Here is a 14,604-nt window from a genome sequence, read left to right as displayed (position 1 = left end):
GCGGCGATGCGGCGGCGGGCCGAGGCGGTGCGGCCTCCGGTGCAGGCGGCGTGCTGGCGACAGGCGTGCCGGAGGGGGCGGCAGCGCAGGCGGAGAGGAGAAGGGCGGCGGCGAGAGCGCTCAGGCTCGACGTGGATACGGATCGCATGAGCGGGAGGTTAGCAGCTTGTTTCGGTGTGGCCAGCGGCGTTTTTGCCCACCCCTGTCCCCTCCCGCAGGCGGGAGGGGAATGCGAGATCAGCGGCTCCCCCCCCCCGCTTGCGGGAGGGGCGAAATGGTCGGTCCCCCTCCCGCTTGCGGGAGGGGCGAAATGGTCGGTCCCCCTCCCGCTTGCGGGAGGGGCTGGGGGTGGGCGCGTTCGGGCACTTCCCCTTCGCGCGAACCTTCCCTATCTGCACGAACATGGCGAGAACACCAGCCGGCACTCCTGAGCAGCCCAACCATCTCGAACGCTTCAACGAGGAGCGGGCGACCTACACCGTGCGCGGTTCCGACCAGCCCGACCTGCAGGCGGGCGTAGAGGTGATCCGAGACACCGTCCGCACGCTGCCCGCCAAGCCCGGCGTCTACCGCATGCAGGACGCGCGCGGCGACGTGCTCTATGTCGGCAAGGCGCGGGTGCTGCGCAACCGCGTCGCCAATTATACCCAGTGGGAACGTCTGCCCGGTCGCTTGCAGCGCATGGTCAGCCAGACCCGCTCGATGACGATCGTGACGACCAATTCCGAAGCTGAGGCGCTGCTGCTCGAAGCGCAGCTCATCAAGCGTTTCCGGCCCGCGTACAACGTGCTGCTGCGCGACGACAAGTCGTTCCCGTTCATCCTGCTGCGCACTGACCACGAGTTCCCGCGCATCATGAAGCATCGCGGCGCGCGGCGGATGAAGGGCAATTACTACGGCCCCTTCGCCAGCGCCGGCTCGGTCAACACCACGATCAACGCGCTGCAGAAGCTGTTCCTGCTGCGCAGCTGCACCGACAGCTTCTTCGCCCGGCGCGACCGGCCTTGCCTGCTTTACCAGATCAAGCGCTGCTCGGCCCCTTGCGTCGACCGCATCGACGAGGCGGGCTACAAGGAACTGGTGCAGGAGGCGAAGGACTTCCTCGGCGGCAAGTCCAACGCAGTGCAGCGCAAGATCGAGGCGCAGATGGCCGAGGCGGCCGCCGACCTCGACTTCGAGCGCGCGGCGATGCTGCGCGACCGCCTGCGCGCGGCGACTTTCATTCAAGGCAGCCAGGCGATCAACGCGGAAGGGCTCGACAATGCCGACATCTTCGCGATGGCTAGCAAGGGCGGGCAGGTCGGCGTGCAGGCCTTCTTCATCCGCGGCGGCCAGAACTGGGGCCACCGCGCCTTCTTCCCCACCCACACCGAGGGCCTGAGCGAGGAAGAGGTGATGCAGGCGTTCCTCGCGCAGTTCTACGAGGAAGTGCCGCCCGCGCGCTGCATCCTCGTCGATCGCGAACTTCCCGAGGCCGAGCTGATCGCCGAAGCCCTGCGCGAGAGCGCGGGCGGCAAGGTGGAAATCTCCGTCCCCCAGCGCGGCAACCGCCGCAACCTGATGATGCAGGCCACCCGCAACGCGGTGGAAGCGCTCGACCGCCGCCAGGCTGAGCGCGGCACGCAGGCGAAAGTCTGGCGCGAGATGGCTGACTTCCTCGAGCTGCCCGACCTGCCGCAGCGCGTGGAAGTCTACGACAACAGCCATATCTCGGGCACAAAGGCGCTGGGCGCGATGGTGGTGGCGGGGCCGGAGGGCTTCCAGACCAGCCAGTACCGCAAGTTCAACATCAAGTCCGCGCAGACCGACGACGACTACGCGATGATGCGCGAGGTCATGACCCGCCGCTTCGGCCGCGTGCAGGCGGAAGACCCCGAGCGCACCGGCGGCACCTGGCCCGACCTCGTCCTGATCGACGGCGGCAAGGGCCAGATGAACGCGGTGAAGGACGCGCTGGAGGAACTCGGCATCGAGGACGTCAACCTCATCGCCATCGCCAAGGGCCCGCACCACGGCCGCGAGGGGCGCGAGGTGTTCCACTTCCCTGACGGGCGCGAGAAGATGTTGCCAGTGAACTCGCCGGTGCTGTTCCACCTCCAGCGCCTGCGTGACGAGGTCCACCGCTTCGTAATCGGCGCGCACCGGGCGAAGCGCAGCCGGGCGATCACCGCCAGCCCGCTCGACGAGATTCCCGGCATCGGCCCGGCCCGCAAGCGCGCTCTGCTGCTGCACTTCGGCACGGCCGGCAAGGTACGTGCGGCGAGCCTTGAAGATTTGCGCCGCGCGCCGGGTGTCAGCGTGGCGGTGGCGCAGACGATCTACGATTTCTACCACCCGAACGGCTGAGCGGCGCGACACCTGCGGCGGGCCGCGCAACTGACGATCATCTCCCCGGTTGAAGTTTCCGTAGGACGGAGGCGGGAAACGGGAGATTCAACGTGGTTACACTTAGTCCGCTCGCCATAGCCGTCGGCGTGATCGCGCTGGCCGTTCTGGTCGGCGTTGTCGTGACAGTCATGCGCAGTCGCCATACAGCGCGGCTGCGCGATCGGTTTGGCGACGAATACGATCGCACTATCGACCAGTCCGGCAGCACGTATGAGGCCGAGACCGTGCTCTATGAGCGCGAGCAGCGCGTCGCCGCCTTCGACATTCGCCCGTTGGAGCCCGCCCGGCGGGAAGCGTTCGTGCGCGCATGGCTGGAAGTGCAGGCCCAGTTCGTCGATGACCCGGCGGGTGCCGTCCAGCGCGCCGACGTGCTGCTTGCCGACGTCATGACCGCACGTGGCTATCCGGTGGCCGACTTCGACCAGCGCTACGAAGACCTGTCGGTCGATCACGGCGAGGTCGTCGCGCATTACCGCACCGGCCATCACATCGCCGCCAGCCATGCCCGCGGCGAGGCGGGCACTGAGGAATTGCGCCGGGCGATGATCCATTACCGTGCGCTGTTCGACGATCTCGTCAATGAGCCCGAGGACTTCAGCCCGGTGATCGAGCATCACGGCGGCCGCGTCCACGACTTGCGCAAGGAAACGACCCGGCGTTCCTGAACTGGTGTCAGACTGCGGCGTGGCGATGCCTCCGCAACGCGGTGAACGACGTGTCTCCGCTCCGCCAGGCACGCTCGTGAAAGAAGAAAACCACTGCGTTCACCATCGGCTCGATCAGAGCAATCCCGCCCGCCATCGTGACCGATCCGGTGACGAGATAGGCGACGGTGAAACCGACCATAAGATGGAGCGCAAGGAAACTGAGGGTCTTGGCGAAATCGCGGGTCATCGGGCGGTCCTTTTGACAACCCTTCTAATGCGAATGATTTGCAACAACAAAACGATCCTTGTCGCCACGGTGATCGACCGGAGCGATGAGCCAGTCCTACAGGCCCAGCTTGCGTGCGATACGCCAGCCTGTCGCCTTGGTGCGATTGCGATCCGGCCAGCGCCCCGGGGCCGTCGGTTTAAGCCCGCAACGTCGTAGAAGTCCGTTGAATGCCCGCGCATCCGCTTCCGCAAAACTCCACTCCGAGCGCCAGGTGATCGAGAGCGAAACGGAAGGCTCCGGCCCGTTGCGCACGAAATGCGGCGCCATAACCGGTACGTAAAGCGCTTCGCCCGGCGCGAGTGGGAATTCGCGGCCGCCGGCGAGCAGGTCGTCACGCCACTTCAGTTCTCGGCCGCCGCCGGTGTGGTAGGTTTCGTGAATCTCGTCCGGCGCAAAGGTCGGATCGCCCGCCGGGAACTGCGTCATCACCTTGGAGCCGCGCACCTGCATCAGGATGTTGTGTTCGGGGTCGAAGTGATAGGGCGTGACGCCCCCGGCGCTGGTCACGAATACGAAGGCCTGTGTCTTGAGCATGCGCCCGGTGCGCGCTTCGATGGCTGGACGGATTTCCGCCAATAACGCTTCAAGCAGTGCAGCGTACGCCGGGTCCTGCTCGACGTTCTTGAGCACCGCCCAGGAGCGGGTCGTCTCGATATGGCGGATCGTTTCGCCGATGGGGATGCCGGTCGGCCCGGGCTTTCCTTCGATGCCGATGGGCTGGTCGCTGGCATTGTATTCCACCGAGGCGGGGGGAAGTACCTCCGCCAGCCGGGCCAGTGCCTCCAGTTCCATCAGTGGATGTGCGCCAAGGGCGTGAGTCAGCTTATGCGGCACCTCGGGATAGTGCGATGCGAAGTCATGGCGCGCGGTGTCCGCAAAAACCGGACTTGCCTGGAGTAGAGTCGGGACGTTCATGGTCTGTGTCCGGCGGGATGGCGCGCGGTTTCGGCGCGCACGAACTGGCGGAAGGCGGCGCGGCGCAGCCTGCCGCCGATGGCGATGGAGAGCCGCCCGATGTCCCGGCGCTCGCGCCAGAGGTGGTCGATCATCGGATGGTCTGCGCTGGCGCAACTGTCGGTCCAGGCGATGTCTGCGCGGTCCAGCATGGCGAGATTCTCGCGCTGGAGCAGCACGCCGGGTGAAAAGCGCGCATATGTCTCGTCGAAGGCGGTCTTGTAGGAATAGGCGCCCGGTGCGGTCAGGAACGTCGCTAGCATCGCGACGGGGCGACCGTCGAGCGTCAGCGACAGTCTCTCCAGCCTGCCGCGCAGAGCTGCTCCTTCGAGGCTTTCGCGGAACATCCGCTCGGTCCGCTCGGAGCTTGCCAGCGCGGAGCCGGCTTTACCCTTCCAGCCCGCAGCCTCCAGCGCGAGGAAATCGGTGCACCACCGGGCGACGTCGCGAGCATCGGTGCTGTGCTCGAAGGCGATGGCACCTTCCTCGGCGAGGCGATTGGCCTGGCGGCGCAGTTCCTTGCGCTTCTTACTCGACAGCGCGGCTTCCAGATAGGTTTCGGGCGAAAGGTCGGAGGCGAGCATGGCGCGGGCCTCGCGGTGTACGATCTCGATCTGCCGCGCGTCCTGTGCCGCTACGGCGTCCAGTGCGGCGTGCAGCGGGCCGCCCAGCATCATGCCGCGCAAGTGCATGAACAGCGCCGCGTCAGGCCGGGTGTCGGCCCAGCTCAGAACGGCCTGCCAGAAAGGCACTTCTGCGCCCCGGGCGACCAGCGGCACGCCGCAGAAGCAGTTGGCGTGAAGCCAGCTGGACAAATGCGGCATCGGCCAGCGGTAGTAGCGGCGGGATGGAGCGACGGGCAGCAGGCCCACCAGTTGCCCGTCCTGCTCGAAGCGCAGGATCGTCACGGCGTCCGTGTCAGGCAGGTGGCGTAGCGAGGGGAGCAGATACCAGCTCTCGAAGAACGGGTTTGGCTCGCTGGCGTTGCCGGTTAGGCGGTCCCAGGCATCGACCTCGCTTTCCAGCGCGCGCCAGGGCATGGCGCAGAGGCTGCCCGAAAGCAGGCGAGCGGGCGCGATCTCGGCGTCCAGCACCGATGGGGCCTCTTTGCGATGTGCCTCGCCAGCCACTTGCAGACCGAATCCTGTTGCCGGAACGTTGCGTGTTCGTGGCCTGAATTAATGGCGAGAAATCAAGGAAACGCTAACGGCACCGCGCCGGAAAGGCCCCGACGCGGTGCCGCTGCGTTCAACCGGCCGCCATTGCGGCAAGCAGCAGCAGCGCGACGATATTGGTGATCTTGATCATCGGGTTCACCGCCGGGCCTGCGGTATCCTTGTAGGGATCGCCCACGGTATCGCCGGTGACGGCAGCCTTGTGCGCCTCCGAACCCTTGCCGCCGTAATTGCCGTCCTCGATGAACTTCTTGGCGTTGTCCCATGCGCCGCCACCCGAAGTCATCGACAGGGCCACGAATAGCCCGCTGACGATCACGCCAAGCAGCAGTGCTCCGAGCGCCGCGAAGCCGTTTTCACGACCGGCGACGGCGGTGATCACGAAGTAGACCACGATCGGCGCCAGCACCGGCAGCAGCGAGGGCACGATCATCTCCTTGATCGCTGCCTTCGTGACAAGATCGACCGTGCGTGCGTAGTCGGGCTTTTCCGCATAAGTCATGATGCCTGGCTTCTCGCGGAACTGCTCGCGCACATCGACGACCACGTCGCCCGCGGCCCGGCCCACCGCCGTCATGCCCATCGCGCCGAACAGGTACGGCAGTAGCGCGCCGAGCAGGAGGCCGACGATGACGTAAGGATTCTCCAGACTGAAATCGACGTTCAGCGCTGGGAAGAACTCCTTGAGGTCGGTTGTGTAGGCGGCAAAGAGGACCAGCGCGGCAAGCCCCGCCGAACCGATCGCATAACCTTTGGTCACGGCCTTGGTGGTGTTGCCCACGGCATCGAGCGCGTCGGTCTTCTCGCGCACGGCGTCGTCTAGACCGGCCATCTCGGCGATGCCGCCCGCGTTGTCGGTGACCGGACCGTAAGCATCCAGCGCCACCACCATGCCCGCCAGCGCCAGCATCGCGGTCGCCGCATAGGCAATGCCCAGCAGCCCGGCGAGCTGGTAGGCGATGATGATCCCGGCGACGATCACGATCGTCGGCAGCGCCGTCGCTTCCAGGCTGATGGCAAGGCCCTGGATCACATTGGTGCCATGACCGGTGACCGAAGCCTTGGCGATCGACCGGACCGGGCGATAATCGGTCCCGGTATAATACTCGGTGATCCAGATGATCAGGCCGGTGATCGCCAGGCCGACCAGAGCGCAATAGAACAACGTGCGGCCGTTGAGGTCGCCATTGCCGATGACGGCCTCCATATCCCCCAGCGCATGGCTTATCGCCCACCAGATCGCCGGGATCGAGAGCACCGCAGTCACCAGGAAGCCCTTGTACATGGCGCCCATGATGTTCTGCGAGCTGCCCAGCCGCACGAAGTAGGTGCCGATGATGGAGGTGACGATGCAAACGCCGCCGATCAGCAGCGGCAGCGCCATCATCGCGCTCAGGTTGCCCGCGCCCTTGAGCAACAGCGCGGTCAGCACCATCGTCGCGCCAACGGTGACGACGTAGGTTTCGAACAGGTCGGCCGCCATGCCGGCACAGTCGCCGACGTTATCGCCCACGTTGTCGGCGATGACGGCGGGGTTGCGGGGATCGTCCTCGGGAATGCCGGCCTCGACCTTGCCGACGAGGTCGGCGCCGACGTCGGCGGCCTTGGTGAAGATGCCTCCACCCAGACGCGCAAAGATCGAGATGAGCGAGGCTCCGAAGGCGAGGGCGGTCAGTGCTTCGACCACGGTACGGTCATCGCCGCCAACCGTGTGCCCGGCCGGTCCGGTGAGATACCAGTAGAACACCGCGATCGCGAGCAGAGCGAGGCCTGCCACCAGCATGCCGGTGATTGCGCCCGCCCGGAACGCCAGCGTCAGCCCTTCCTGCAGGCCCTTCTGTGCCGCAGCGGCGGTGCGTACGTTCGCCCGGACCGAGATGTTCATCCCGATGAACCCGGCGAAACCCGACAGGATCGCGCCGATGACGAACCCGGTGGCCGATATGGCTCCGAGTGTGAACGCCAGGATGATCGCGACGATCACGCCGACGACGGCAATGGTGGAATACTGCCTCTTCAGGTAGGCTTGCGCGCCTTCCTGAATAGCGGCGGCGATCTCCTGCATCTTTTCGGAGCCTGCGGGAGCACTGAGCACCTGACGACTTGTGACGAAGCCATAGACGATGGCCAGAAGTCCCAGGACTATTGCGATCGTGATGAGATTCACGAAGACGTCCCCTTCCCATTATGTTGTAGCGACGGGTTTTCCCGCTCGCGGCGACTAGGGCTATAGGGAAGGTGGGGGAGTGGCAAGCAGGGATATGCGCCGGAACGGTGCCGTCATCGGCGGCATGGCGACCGGGCCACGCACCGACGTCAGTGCTGGTAACCCAGGCGTTCGGGCAAGGGCAGTGCAGCGCCTTCGTGATGCAGCGACAGCCCCGCTCCTGCTTCGATGGTGCCGATTGCCGTAACCTGCCGGTTCAGGGTGCTCGCGGCTTCAAGAATGCGCGCTGTATTTTCGAGCGGCGCGGTGAACAGCAGTTCGTAGTCGTCCCCGGCGGCCATCGCTGCCAGCCGGACCTCCAGAACTTCGCCTGCGACGGCGCGGAAGGCCGCGGAAAGCGGCACTGCGCCGACGTCCAGCGTCACGCCTACCGCGCTGGCCTCGGCCATGCGCGAGGCATCGACCATGAGTCCGTCGGAAACATCCATCATAGCGTGGACCAGCGGCGCCAGTGCGACGCCCAAGCGAGGCTCGGGCGCAGGGCGGCGGTAACGGGCGAGCAGCGCGGTGAGGGCGCTTGCGTCTCCATCGAGGTCGCCCAGCGCGGCTTTCAGCCCCAGCCCCGCATCGCCGATGGTCCCGCTGACCCAGACCCGGTCACCCGGCCGCGCCGCCGTGCGCGAAGGCACCGGGCAACCCTTGGCCCCGGTGCCGAGCGCCGTCAGCGAGAAACTGCGCGGCGCGCCGTCCGGCATGCGGACCGTATCGCCGCCCAGCAGCGGGATGGCGAAACGGCGGCAGGCCTCGTCCAGCCCGGCGAGGAACGCGGTGTCCCACGCGGAAGCGCCCAGCGCGTGCGAATAGAGGCACCCCGCCGGCGTCGCCCCTTTGGCGGAAAGGTCGGAGACGTTCACCGCCACCAGCTTCCACGCCACGTCCTGCGGCGGATCGTTCGGGAGGTAGTGGACGCCCTCGACGACGGTATCCATCGTCAGCACCAGCGCCTCGCCGCCGATCCGGAGCACGGCGGCATCGTCCGCCAGCCGCCGGGCGGCGGGGGCGGTGGCGATGGCGCGCAGGGCGTGGATGAAGGCGGCTTCGCCGGTCATCCGAAGATCATGCCGTCAGCGGACCGACTTTGCCACCGAATCGAGCACGCCGTTGAGGAACTTCGCCTCGCGCGGGTCGAAGAAGGCGTGGCACACGTCGAGGTATTCGCTGATCGCGGCGCCGGTCGGAATGTCGGCGCGGGCCATGAGTTCGTAAGCGCCCGCGCGCATGATCTGCAGCATCGTCTTGTCGAGACGGCCCAGCGACCAGCCCTCGGTCAGCTTGGACGCCAGCAGTTCGTCGATTTCGTCGCGGCGGGCGATGGTGCCCTTCACGACGTCGTCGAAGAACGCGACTTCGGCCTGCGCGAACTGCGCGTCGTCGATCTCCATGCCAAGGCGGTGGCGGTGGAATTCGTCGAGCAGGGAGGCCATCGGGGTGCCCTCCATGTCGAACTGGTACAGCGCCTGGACGGCGGCGAGGCGCGCGGCGGCGCGCTTCTGCTTGGGATTGCTCATGAGTTCAGCCTTACGGAAATGGAGCGCGCGTGCGCGGGAAGCCCTTCGGCCTCGGCAAGGGCGACGGCGGCGGGGCCGATGGCCTCCAGCGCCGCAGCGTCAAGCTGGATGAAGCTGGTGCGCTTCATGAAATCGAGAACCGAAAGCCCCGAGGAGAACCGCGCCCGGCGCCCGGTGGGCAGGACGTGGTTGGGGCCGGCGACGTAATCGCCGACCGCCTCGGGGGTCATGCGGCCGAGGAACACGGACCCTGCGTGCCGGATGCGGCGCATCAGGCTTTCGGGATCGTCGGTGGCGATCTCGACGTGTTCGGCCGCCAGTGCATTGGCGAGCGCGGGGGCTTCGTCGAAGCTGGCGACGTCGATGATGACGCCGTTGACGTTCCAGCTTTCGCGGGCGGTCTTCTCGGTCGCTAGCGCGGCGAGTTCGAGTTCGACGGCTTCGGCCACCGCGTCGGCATAGGCCGCGTCGTCGGTGATGAGGATCGACTGCGAGGTCGGGTCGTGCTCGGCCTGGCTGAGAAGGTCGGCGGCGATCCGGCGCGGCTCGTTCTTGGCGTCGGCGATGACGAGGATTTCGCTCGGCCCCGCGACCATGTCGATGCCGACGACGCCGTAGAGCTGGCGCTTGGCCTCGGCCACCCAGGCATTGCCGGGGCCGGTTACCACATCGACGGGGGCGATGCGGTCGGTGCCATAGGCCAGCGCGCCGACGGCATGGGCACCGCCCACGCGCCACACTTCGTCCACGCCCGCAAGGTGCGCGGCGGCGAGGACGAGCGGATTGACTTCGCCCTTCGGCGTCGGGGTGACGACGACGAGACGCTCCACGCCTGCGACCTTTGCGGGAATGGCGTTCATCAGCAGCGAGGACGGATAGGCCGCCCGCCCGCCGGGAACGTAGAGGCCCGCCGCGTCCACCGCATTCCACGTCGCTCCGAGGCGCACGCCGGCGGCGTCGGTGTAGTCGCGGTTCTCGGGGAGTTGCGCGGCGTGGTAGGCGCGGATACGCTCTGCCGCGAGTTCCAGCGCTGCGCGCAAGGTCGGTTCTAGCGCGTCGAAGGCGGCCTTGCAGGTAGCGGCATCGACGTTCCAGCCGGTCTGGTCGAGGTCATGGCCGTCGAACTTCGCCGTGAGATCGGCAAGCGCTGCATCACCACGCTCGCGCACGTCCCGGAGGATCGCGGCGACGTCGGCGGCCACGTCAACCGCGCTTTCGCGGCGGTCGGAGACGACGCGCGCGAAGGCCTCGGCGAAACCGGGGTCCTTGGCTGAAAGGCGCAGCATCAGGCGGCTTCCTTTTCCGCCACCAGCGCGCGGAAGGCCTCGACCAGTGCGGCGACGCGCTCGTCGGTCTTGAGGGCAGCGCGGTTGACGATCAGGCGCGCGGAAATGTCGAGAATGCGGCTGGTTTCGACCAGACCGTTCTCCTTGAGCGTGCGGCCGGTGGAGACCAGATCGACGATCCGGCTCGACAGACCGAGGCAGGGCGCCAGCTCCATCGCGCCGTTCAGCTTCACGACTTCGGCTTGCACGCCCAACTTCTCGAAATGGCGGCGGGTGAGGTTCGGGTACTTGCTGGCGATGCGCAAGTGCGAAGGCAGCGCGCCGCCGGTCTCGCCCACCTTTTCGGCGACCGAAAGACGGCAGTGGCCGATGTTCAGGTCCACGGGGGCGTAGAGGTCGGAATAGGCGAACTCCTCCACCACGTCCGAGCCGACGATGCCGACTTGCGCGGCGCCATGCGCGACGAACGTGGCGACGTCGAAGGCGCGCACGCGGATCAGGCGCATGTCGCTGTTTTCGCAAGCGAAGGAGAGCGCGCGTGACTTCTTGTCATGGAATTCCGCCTCGGGGGTCACACCGGCGCGCGCCATCAGGGGCAGCGCTTCGTCGAGGATTCGGCCCTTGGGCACGGCGAAAGTCAGAGGTGTCGGCATGGTGCGCGCCTTAGTCGGGCAAGGCGCAAAGGGCAACCGGGGTGTTTGCCCTGAGCAAGCTACAGGGCAACACGCCGTCATCCCAGCGAAAGCTGGGATCGCTGGCCGTGAACAACCCACATAGCGGCAGAGTGTTGTTCGGCCAGCTATCGCCTAAAGCATTGCCAGCGGTCCCAGCCTTCGCTGGGATGACGGGTGTATGTCTGCGGGCTTCGCGCTTATTCCCCCGGCGCGCTGGCCTTGATCGCCACCGCATGGACGCGATTGCCGGGAATGTCGCCCAGCGCCGCATTTACCAGTCGCTGGCGCTGCAGACGTGAGACACCGGCGAACTGCGGGCTCTCGATCAGGATGGTGAAGTGCGATTCGCCGCTGCCGTCATCGCCGGTATGGCCGCGGTGCGTGGCGGAATCGTTGACCACGTCAAGCGACGTGGGAGCGAAGGCAGCGGTCAGAAGCTGCCGCATTTCCTGTTCGAGTGGTCCAGACATGGGGTTCCATTTAGGCGATCGATGTCCCATCTGGAAGCCGGTGAGACAGCATAGATTTCATGGAAGGTTCGAATCCACCGGTCACGAGTGCGCCTGGCCGGGGTGTGATGAGGCGGGCGAGTTTCGTGCTCCGGGTGGTCGGCCGTCCGGGTTCGACGGGCCGGGCGACTATCGATGGTTCTGCCTCGAGCACGTGCGTCAGTTCAATTCGGGCTACGACTACTTCGAAGGCATGGAAGCGGAGGAGATCATGCGCGCGCAGTCCCCGCTCCACGGTTGGGAGACGCAGACCCGCGCGTTCCGGCCTGATGCGGGCGTGGATCAGGCGCCGAACTGGGCGAACTTCTCCGACCCGCTTGAGGCGATTCAGGCACGGGCGAGGGCGCATGTGAAGCGGCGCAGGGCTGACCTGAAGCCCGAAAACGCGCGCTTCACTCCGAACGAGCGCAGAGCTTTGGAGACGCTGGGGCTGGACGGGGACATCGACCGCAAGACCCTGCGGTTTCGCTATACGCGGCTTCTGCGGCAGTATCATCCCGACCACAACGGCGGCGATCACAGCCATGCCGCGCGGCTGCAGGGGGTGGTCGAGGCGTATCAGGTCCTCAAGAACGCGGCGGCTTTCGGGTAGGACCTATCTTGGCCCTACATTCCCCGTCACCCTAAACTTGTTTCAGGGTGACGAAGTGGAAAGAGGAGCAGGGCGCGTTATTCGTCTTCGCCCTCGCAGATCGCTGCCAACTGGTCCGCACAGGCTGCCCAGCCTTGCGTAAAGCCCATTTCCTCATGCTGCTTGCAGGTATCCGCGCTCCAGTGGCGGGCGGTGGCGGTATAGCGCGTGCCTTCGCCTTCCGGAGCGACTTCCCAGATGCCGATCATGAACGGCCCGCTCGGTTGGAGATCGTCCACCACCGCATCGGTCGAGGCGAAGCGGCGGCCTTCCTCATAGGCAAGGTAGATGCCGTTCTGGGGCATGACTTCGCCGTCGGGGCCGTACATCGTCATCTTGCAGACGCCGCCGGGGCGCTTGTCCTGTTCATCGACCTCGGCGCGCCATGGGGTAGGGCACCACCATTCGTTCTGGCGGTTGGCCATGACGTCCCACACTTTCGCAGGCGGTGCGGCGATGTAGCGGGTGGTGGACAGTTCGTTGCTCATCGTTGTTCTCCTCAATCTCGATCAGGCGCGCCCAGCGGAAAGAACGCGCGGTAAGGGCGGGCGGCCTCGACGCAGGTGCTGACCGGCGGCAAGGCGAGCAGATGGGCGCGCCATGCCTTCAGGCGCGAAAAGCTGTCGGCGATGGGGAGGACCCAGTCGGCGTAGAACAGCGAGGGCGCGGCGGCGCACTCGATCAGGGTAACCTGGCCTTGCGCCGGGTAGTACTGAAGCCAGCCCTCCAACCAGGCGTAACTGCGTTCCAGCCGTTCCCGCGCTTCGCCGATGCGGGTCATGTCCGGGTTTTCGGCATCGCGAATGTGTTCGTTCACGACCTCCTGCATGTTGCCCATGACGTAGTTGTCGAAAACCCGGTCGAGCATGCGTACGCCGATCGCCGCTTCGGCATCGGAGGGCAGCAGGACATCCGGTTCCACATGGTGCAGTTGCAGGTGCTCGATGATCGAAGTCGCCTCGAAGATCAGGTTCTGGCCGTCCTGCAGGACCGGGAACTTGCCCGCTGGTCCGGCCATGGCGACGATCTTGCCATGATCGGGGTGATCGCCGTCGACGATGCGGAACTCATGTTCCAGCCCAGATCCCAGGAGCGCGATCTGCGCCTTCCAGGTGTAGGACGAGAAGGGGTGGCCGTAGAGTGCCAGCATCAGCCTTTCACCGCCGCCTCGATCGCGGCGATGTCGATCTTGCGCATCGTCATCATCGCTTCCATCGCCCGCTTGGCTGCAGCGCGATCGGGGTTCGCCATCGCGTTCGTGAGGGCGCGAGGAGTGATCTGCCAGTTGAGGCCCCACTTGTCCTTGCACCAGCCGCACATGCTTTCCGCTCCGCCATTGCCGACGATGGCGTCCCAGTAGCGGTCGGTCTCTTCCTGCGTGTCGGTGGCGACCTGGAACGAGAACGATTCCGATTGCGGGAACTGCGGGCCGCCGTTGAGGCCGATGCATTCGATCCCCATCACCGTGAACTCGACCACGAGGACGTTGCCTTCCTTCCCGTCCGGATAATCCGTCGGTGCACGTTGTACGGAATCGACGCGGGTGTCGGGGAAGACGGTGGCGTAGAAGTTCGCAGCGTCCTCGGCGGTGCCGTCGTACCAGAGGCAGATCCGGTTTTTGGCCGTCATTTCTTCATCTCCTCTATCAGCTTGCCGTCGATGCCCTTGGCGGTCCGGTAGGCGGGGCGTTCCTGACAACGTTCGGCATAGGCCACGAGCGGGGGCAGCGGCGGGATGATGCCGAAGGTCATGCCCCAGTCGATCGCGCTGCCGACATAGACGTCGGCCATGGTGAAGCGGGTGCCGCAGACCCAGTCGTCCTCGGCCAGCTTTTCCTCGATCGCGGCGAGGGTGCGCTCGAAGCTGCCCCAGCCGGCCATCATCTCCTGCTGCGGCGTCGGCTCGAACTTGAGCGCGCGCGAGGTGATCGCCTGCTCGATCGGGCCGGAGGCGAAGAAGGTCCAGCGGTAATAGTCCGCCATCTCGCCGTCGTTGGGGAGCAGGTGCGCTTCCGGGTTCATCTCGGCGAGATAGAGACAGATCGCGGCGGATTCGGTGATCACCCGGTCGCCGTCGTCGGCATGGTGGATCAGCGTTGGCACCTTGGCCATCGGGTTGGCGTCGAGGAACGCGGCGGGCTTGTCCTTCCAGTCGACGAGGACCTGCTCGTAGTCCGCCCCGGCTTCGTGCAGCGCCCAGCGGGCGATCTGTCCGCGCGACATCGGGTTGGTGAAGAAGGTGTAGTCGGCCATCGGGATTCTCCCTTAGATGAGGGTGGAACATTGATGGAACGAATGGACGGCGTCAATCACCGTC

16 protein-coding genes are annotated in these 14,604 nt (G+C 66.2%); 3 read left to right on the top strand and 13 right to left on the bottom strand.

What is annotated here, in order from left to right:
- Window positions 1-402 precede the first annotated feature (402 nt).
- Window positions 403-2,346 carry an excinuclease ABC subunit UvrC gene (gene uvrC, locus LH128_RS09985; RefSeq protein ID WP_037518833.1) on the top strand — a complete coding sequence of 648 codons (1,944 nt, stop codon included), beginning with the start codon at window positions 403-405 and terminating at the stop codon, window positions 2,344-2,346.
- Window positions 2,347-2,438: 92 nt separating this feature from the next.
- The gene (locus LH128_RS09980) at window positions 2,439-3,053 is read left to right on the top strand and encodes a hypothetical protein (protein ID WP_008829500.1); all 615 of its coding nucleotides are present in this window, start codon (window positions 2,439-2,441) and stop codon (window positions 3,051-3,053) included.
- A gap of 7 nt (window positions 3,054-3,060) precedes the next feature.
- Here the strand turns inward: LH128_RS09980 and LH128_RS09975 are convergent, their stop codons facing one another.
- From LH128_RS09975 to LH128_RS09935, 9 genes are all read right to left on the bottom strand, one after another.
- A complete protein-coding gene (locus LH128_RS09975; RefSeq protein ID WP_008829499.1) occupies window positions 3,061-3,282 on the bottom strand; it encodes a DUF2061 domain-containing protein in 222 nt (73 codons plus the stop codon).
- Between the two features lie 96 nt (window positions 3,283-3,378).
- Complete coding sequence (locus tag LH128_RS09970; protein ID WP_008829498.1) at window positions 3,379-4,239, bottom strand: transcriptional regulator; 861 nt, start codon at window positions 4,237-4,239, stop codon at window positions 3,379-3,381.
- Window positions 4,236-5,318, bottom strand: coding sequence for a GNAT family N-acetyltransferase (locus tag LH128_RS09965; protein WP_083274733.1), 1,083 nt, complete (start codon window positions 5,316-5,318; stop codon window positions 4,236-4,238). Before LH128_RS09965 ends, LH128_RS09970 begins: the two co-directional genes overlap by 4 nt.
- 208 nt (window positions 5,319-5,526) lie before the next feature.
- The gene (locus LH128_RS09960; protein WP_008829496.1) at window positions 5,527-7,620 is read right to left on the bottom strand and encodes a sodium-translocating pyrophosphatase; all 2,094 of its coding nucleotides are present in this window, start codon (window positions 7,618-7,620) and stop codon (window positions 5,527-5,529) included.
- Window positions 7,621-7,769: 149 nt separating this feature from the next.
- Window positions 7,770-8,729, bottom strand: a complete 960-nt coding sequence (gene thiL / locus LH128_RS09955) for a thiamine-phosphate kinase (protein WP_008829495.1) — start codon at window positions 8,727-8,729, stop codon at window positions 7,770-7,772.
- Window positions 8,730-8,744: 15 nt separating this feature from the next.
- Window positions 8,745-9,188 (bottom strand): transcription antitermination factor NusB, encoded by a 444-nt coding sequence (gene nusB, locus LH128_RS09950; protein WP_008829494.1) that lies wholly within the window; start codon window positions 9,186-9,188, stop codon window positions 8,745-8,747.
- Window positions 9,185-10,474, bottom strand: coding sequence for a histidinol dehydrogenase (gene hisD, locus LH128_RS09945; protein WP_008829493.1), 1,290 nt, complete (start codon window positions 10,472-10,474; stop codon window positions 9,185-9,187). The genes nusB and hisD overlap by 4 nt, the downstream gene beginning before the upstream one ends.
- Window positions 10,474-11,127, bottom strand: coding sequence for an ATP phosphoribosyltransferase (gene hisG / locus LH128_RS09940; protein ID WP_008829492.1), 654 nt, complete (start codon window positions 11,125-11,127; stop codon window positions 10,474-10,476). Before hisG ends, hisD begins: the two co-directional genes overlap by 1 nt.
- Before the next feature lie 218 nt (window positions 11,128-11,345).
- Window positions 11,346-11,618, bottom strand: a complete 273-nt coding sequence (locus LH128_RS09935; RefSeq protein WP_008829491.1) for a BolA family protein — start codon at window positions 11,616-11,618, stop codon at window positions 11,346-11,348.
- 40 nt (window positions 11,619-11,658) lie between these two features.
- Here LH128_RS09935 and LH128_RS09930 point away from each other — a divergent pair, with 40 nt between their 5' ends.
- The gene (locus LH128_RS09930; RefSeq protein WP_037518826.1) at window positions 11,659-12,249 is read left to right on the top strand and encodes a J domain-containing protein; all 591 of its coding nucleotides are present in this window, start codon (window positions 11,659-11,661) and stop codon (window positions 12,247-12,249) included.
- A gap of 77 nt (window positions 12,250-12,326) precedes the next feature.
- Here the strand turns inward: LH128_RS09930 and LH128_RS09925 are convergent, their stop codons facing one another.
- The 4 genes from LH128_RS09925 to LH128_RS09910 are packed head-to-tail and all read right to left on the bottom strand — an operon-like array spanning window position 12,327 to window position 14,540.
- The gene (locus LH128_RS09925; RefSeq protein ID WP_008829489.1) at window positions 12,327-12,776 is read right to left on the bottom strand and encodes an SRPBCC domain-containing protein; all 450 of its coding nucleotides are present in this window, start codon (window positions 12,774-12,776) and stop codon (window positions 12,327-12,329) included.
- An 11-nt stretch (window positions 12,777-12,787) separates the two neighbouring features.
- Window positions 12,788-13,438, bottom strand: a complete 651-nt coding sequence (locus LH128_RS09920) for a glutathione S-transferase family protein (RefSeq protein ID WP_008829488.1) — start codon at window positions 13,436-13,438, stop codon at window positions 12,788-12,790.
- Window positions 13,438-13,917 (bottom strand): VOC family protein, encoded by a 480-nt coding sequence (locus tag LH128_RS09915; protein ID WP_008829487.1) that lies wholly within the window; start codon window positions 13,915-13,917, stop codon window positions 13,438-13,440. The genes LH128_RS09920 and LH128_RS09915 overlap by 1 nt, the downstream gene beginning before the upstream one ends.
- A complete protein-coding gene (locus LH128_RS09910; RefSeq protein WP_008829486.1) occupies window positions 13,914-14,540 on the bottom strand; it encodes a glutathione S-transferase family protein in 627 nt (208 codons plus the stop codon). The genes LH128_RS09915 and LH128_RS09910 overlap by 4 nt, the downstream gene beginning before the upstream one ends.
- Between the last annotated feature and the right edge of the window lie 64 nt (window positions 14,541-14,604).

It is taken from the genome of Sphingomonas sp. LH128, assembly GCF_000293195.2.
Taxonomy (GTDB): Bacteria; Pseudomonadota; Alphaproteobacteria; order Sphingomonadales; family Sphingomonadaceae; genus Novosphingobium; species Novosphingobium resinovorum_A.
This window is presented reverse-complemented; position numbering and strand designations above follow the sequence as displayed.

What these genes read in the sequence shown, in the direction of transcription:
- LH128_RS09910 (WP_008829486.1), bottom strand. Translation starts at nt 14,540, where the DNA reads ATGGCCGACTACACCTTCTTCACCAACCCGATGTCGCGCGGACAGATC.
- nusB (WP_008829494.1), bottom strand. Translation starts at nt 9,188, where the DNA reads ATGAGCAATCCCAAGCAGAAGCGCGCCGCCGCGCGCCTCGCCGCCGTC.
- LH128_RS09915 (WP_008829487.1), bottom strand. Translation starts at nt 13,917, where the DNA reads ATGACGGCCAAAAACCGGATCTGCCTCTGGTACGACGGCACCGCCGAG.
- LH128_RS09975 (WP_008829499.1), bottom strand. Translation starts at nt 3,282, where the DNA reads ATGACCCGCGATTTCGCCAAGACCCTCAGTTTCCTTGCGCTCCATCTT.
- uvrC (WP_037518833.1), top strand. Translation starts at nt 403, where the DNA reads ATGGCGAGAACACCAGCCGGCACTCCTGAGCAGCCCAACCATCTCGAA.
- LH128_RS09935 (WP_008829491.1), bottom strand. Translation starts at nt 11,618, where the DNA reads ATGTCTGGACCACTCGAACAGGAAATGCGGCAGCTTCTGACCGCTGCC.
- hisG (WP_008829492.1), bottom strand. Translation starts at nt 11,127, where the DNA reads ATGCCGACACCTCTGACTTTCGCCGTGCCCAAGGGCCGAATCCTCGAC.
- LH128_RS09920 (WP_008829488.1), bottom strand. Translation starts at nt 13,438, where the DNA reads ATGCTGGCACTCTACGGCCACCCCTTCTCGTCCTACACCTGGAAGGCG.
- thiL (WP_008829495.1), bottom strand. Translation starts at nt 8,729, where the DNA reads ATGACCGGCGAAGCCGCCTTCATCCACGCCCTGCGCGCCATCGCCACC.
- LH128_RS09965 (WP_083274733.1), bottom strand. Translation starts at nt 5,318, where the DNA reads ATGCCCTGGCGCGCGCTGGAAAGCGAGGTCGATGCCTGGGACCGCCTA.
- LH128_RS09970 (WP_008829498.1), bottom strand. Translation starts at nt 4,239, where the DNA reads ATGAACGTCCCGACTCTACTCCAGGCAAGTCCGGTTTTTGCGGACACC.
- hisD (WP_008829493.1), bottom strand. Translation starts at nt 10,474, where the DNA reads ATGCTGCGCCTTTCAGCCAAGGACCCCGGTTTCGCCGAGGCCTTCGCG.
- LH128_RS09925 (WP_008829489.1), bottom strand. Translation starts at nt 12,776, where the DNA reads ATGAGCAACGAACTGTCCACCACCCGCTACATCGCCGCACCGCCTGCG.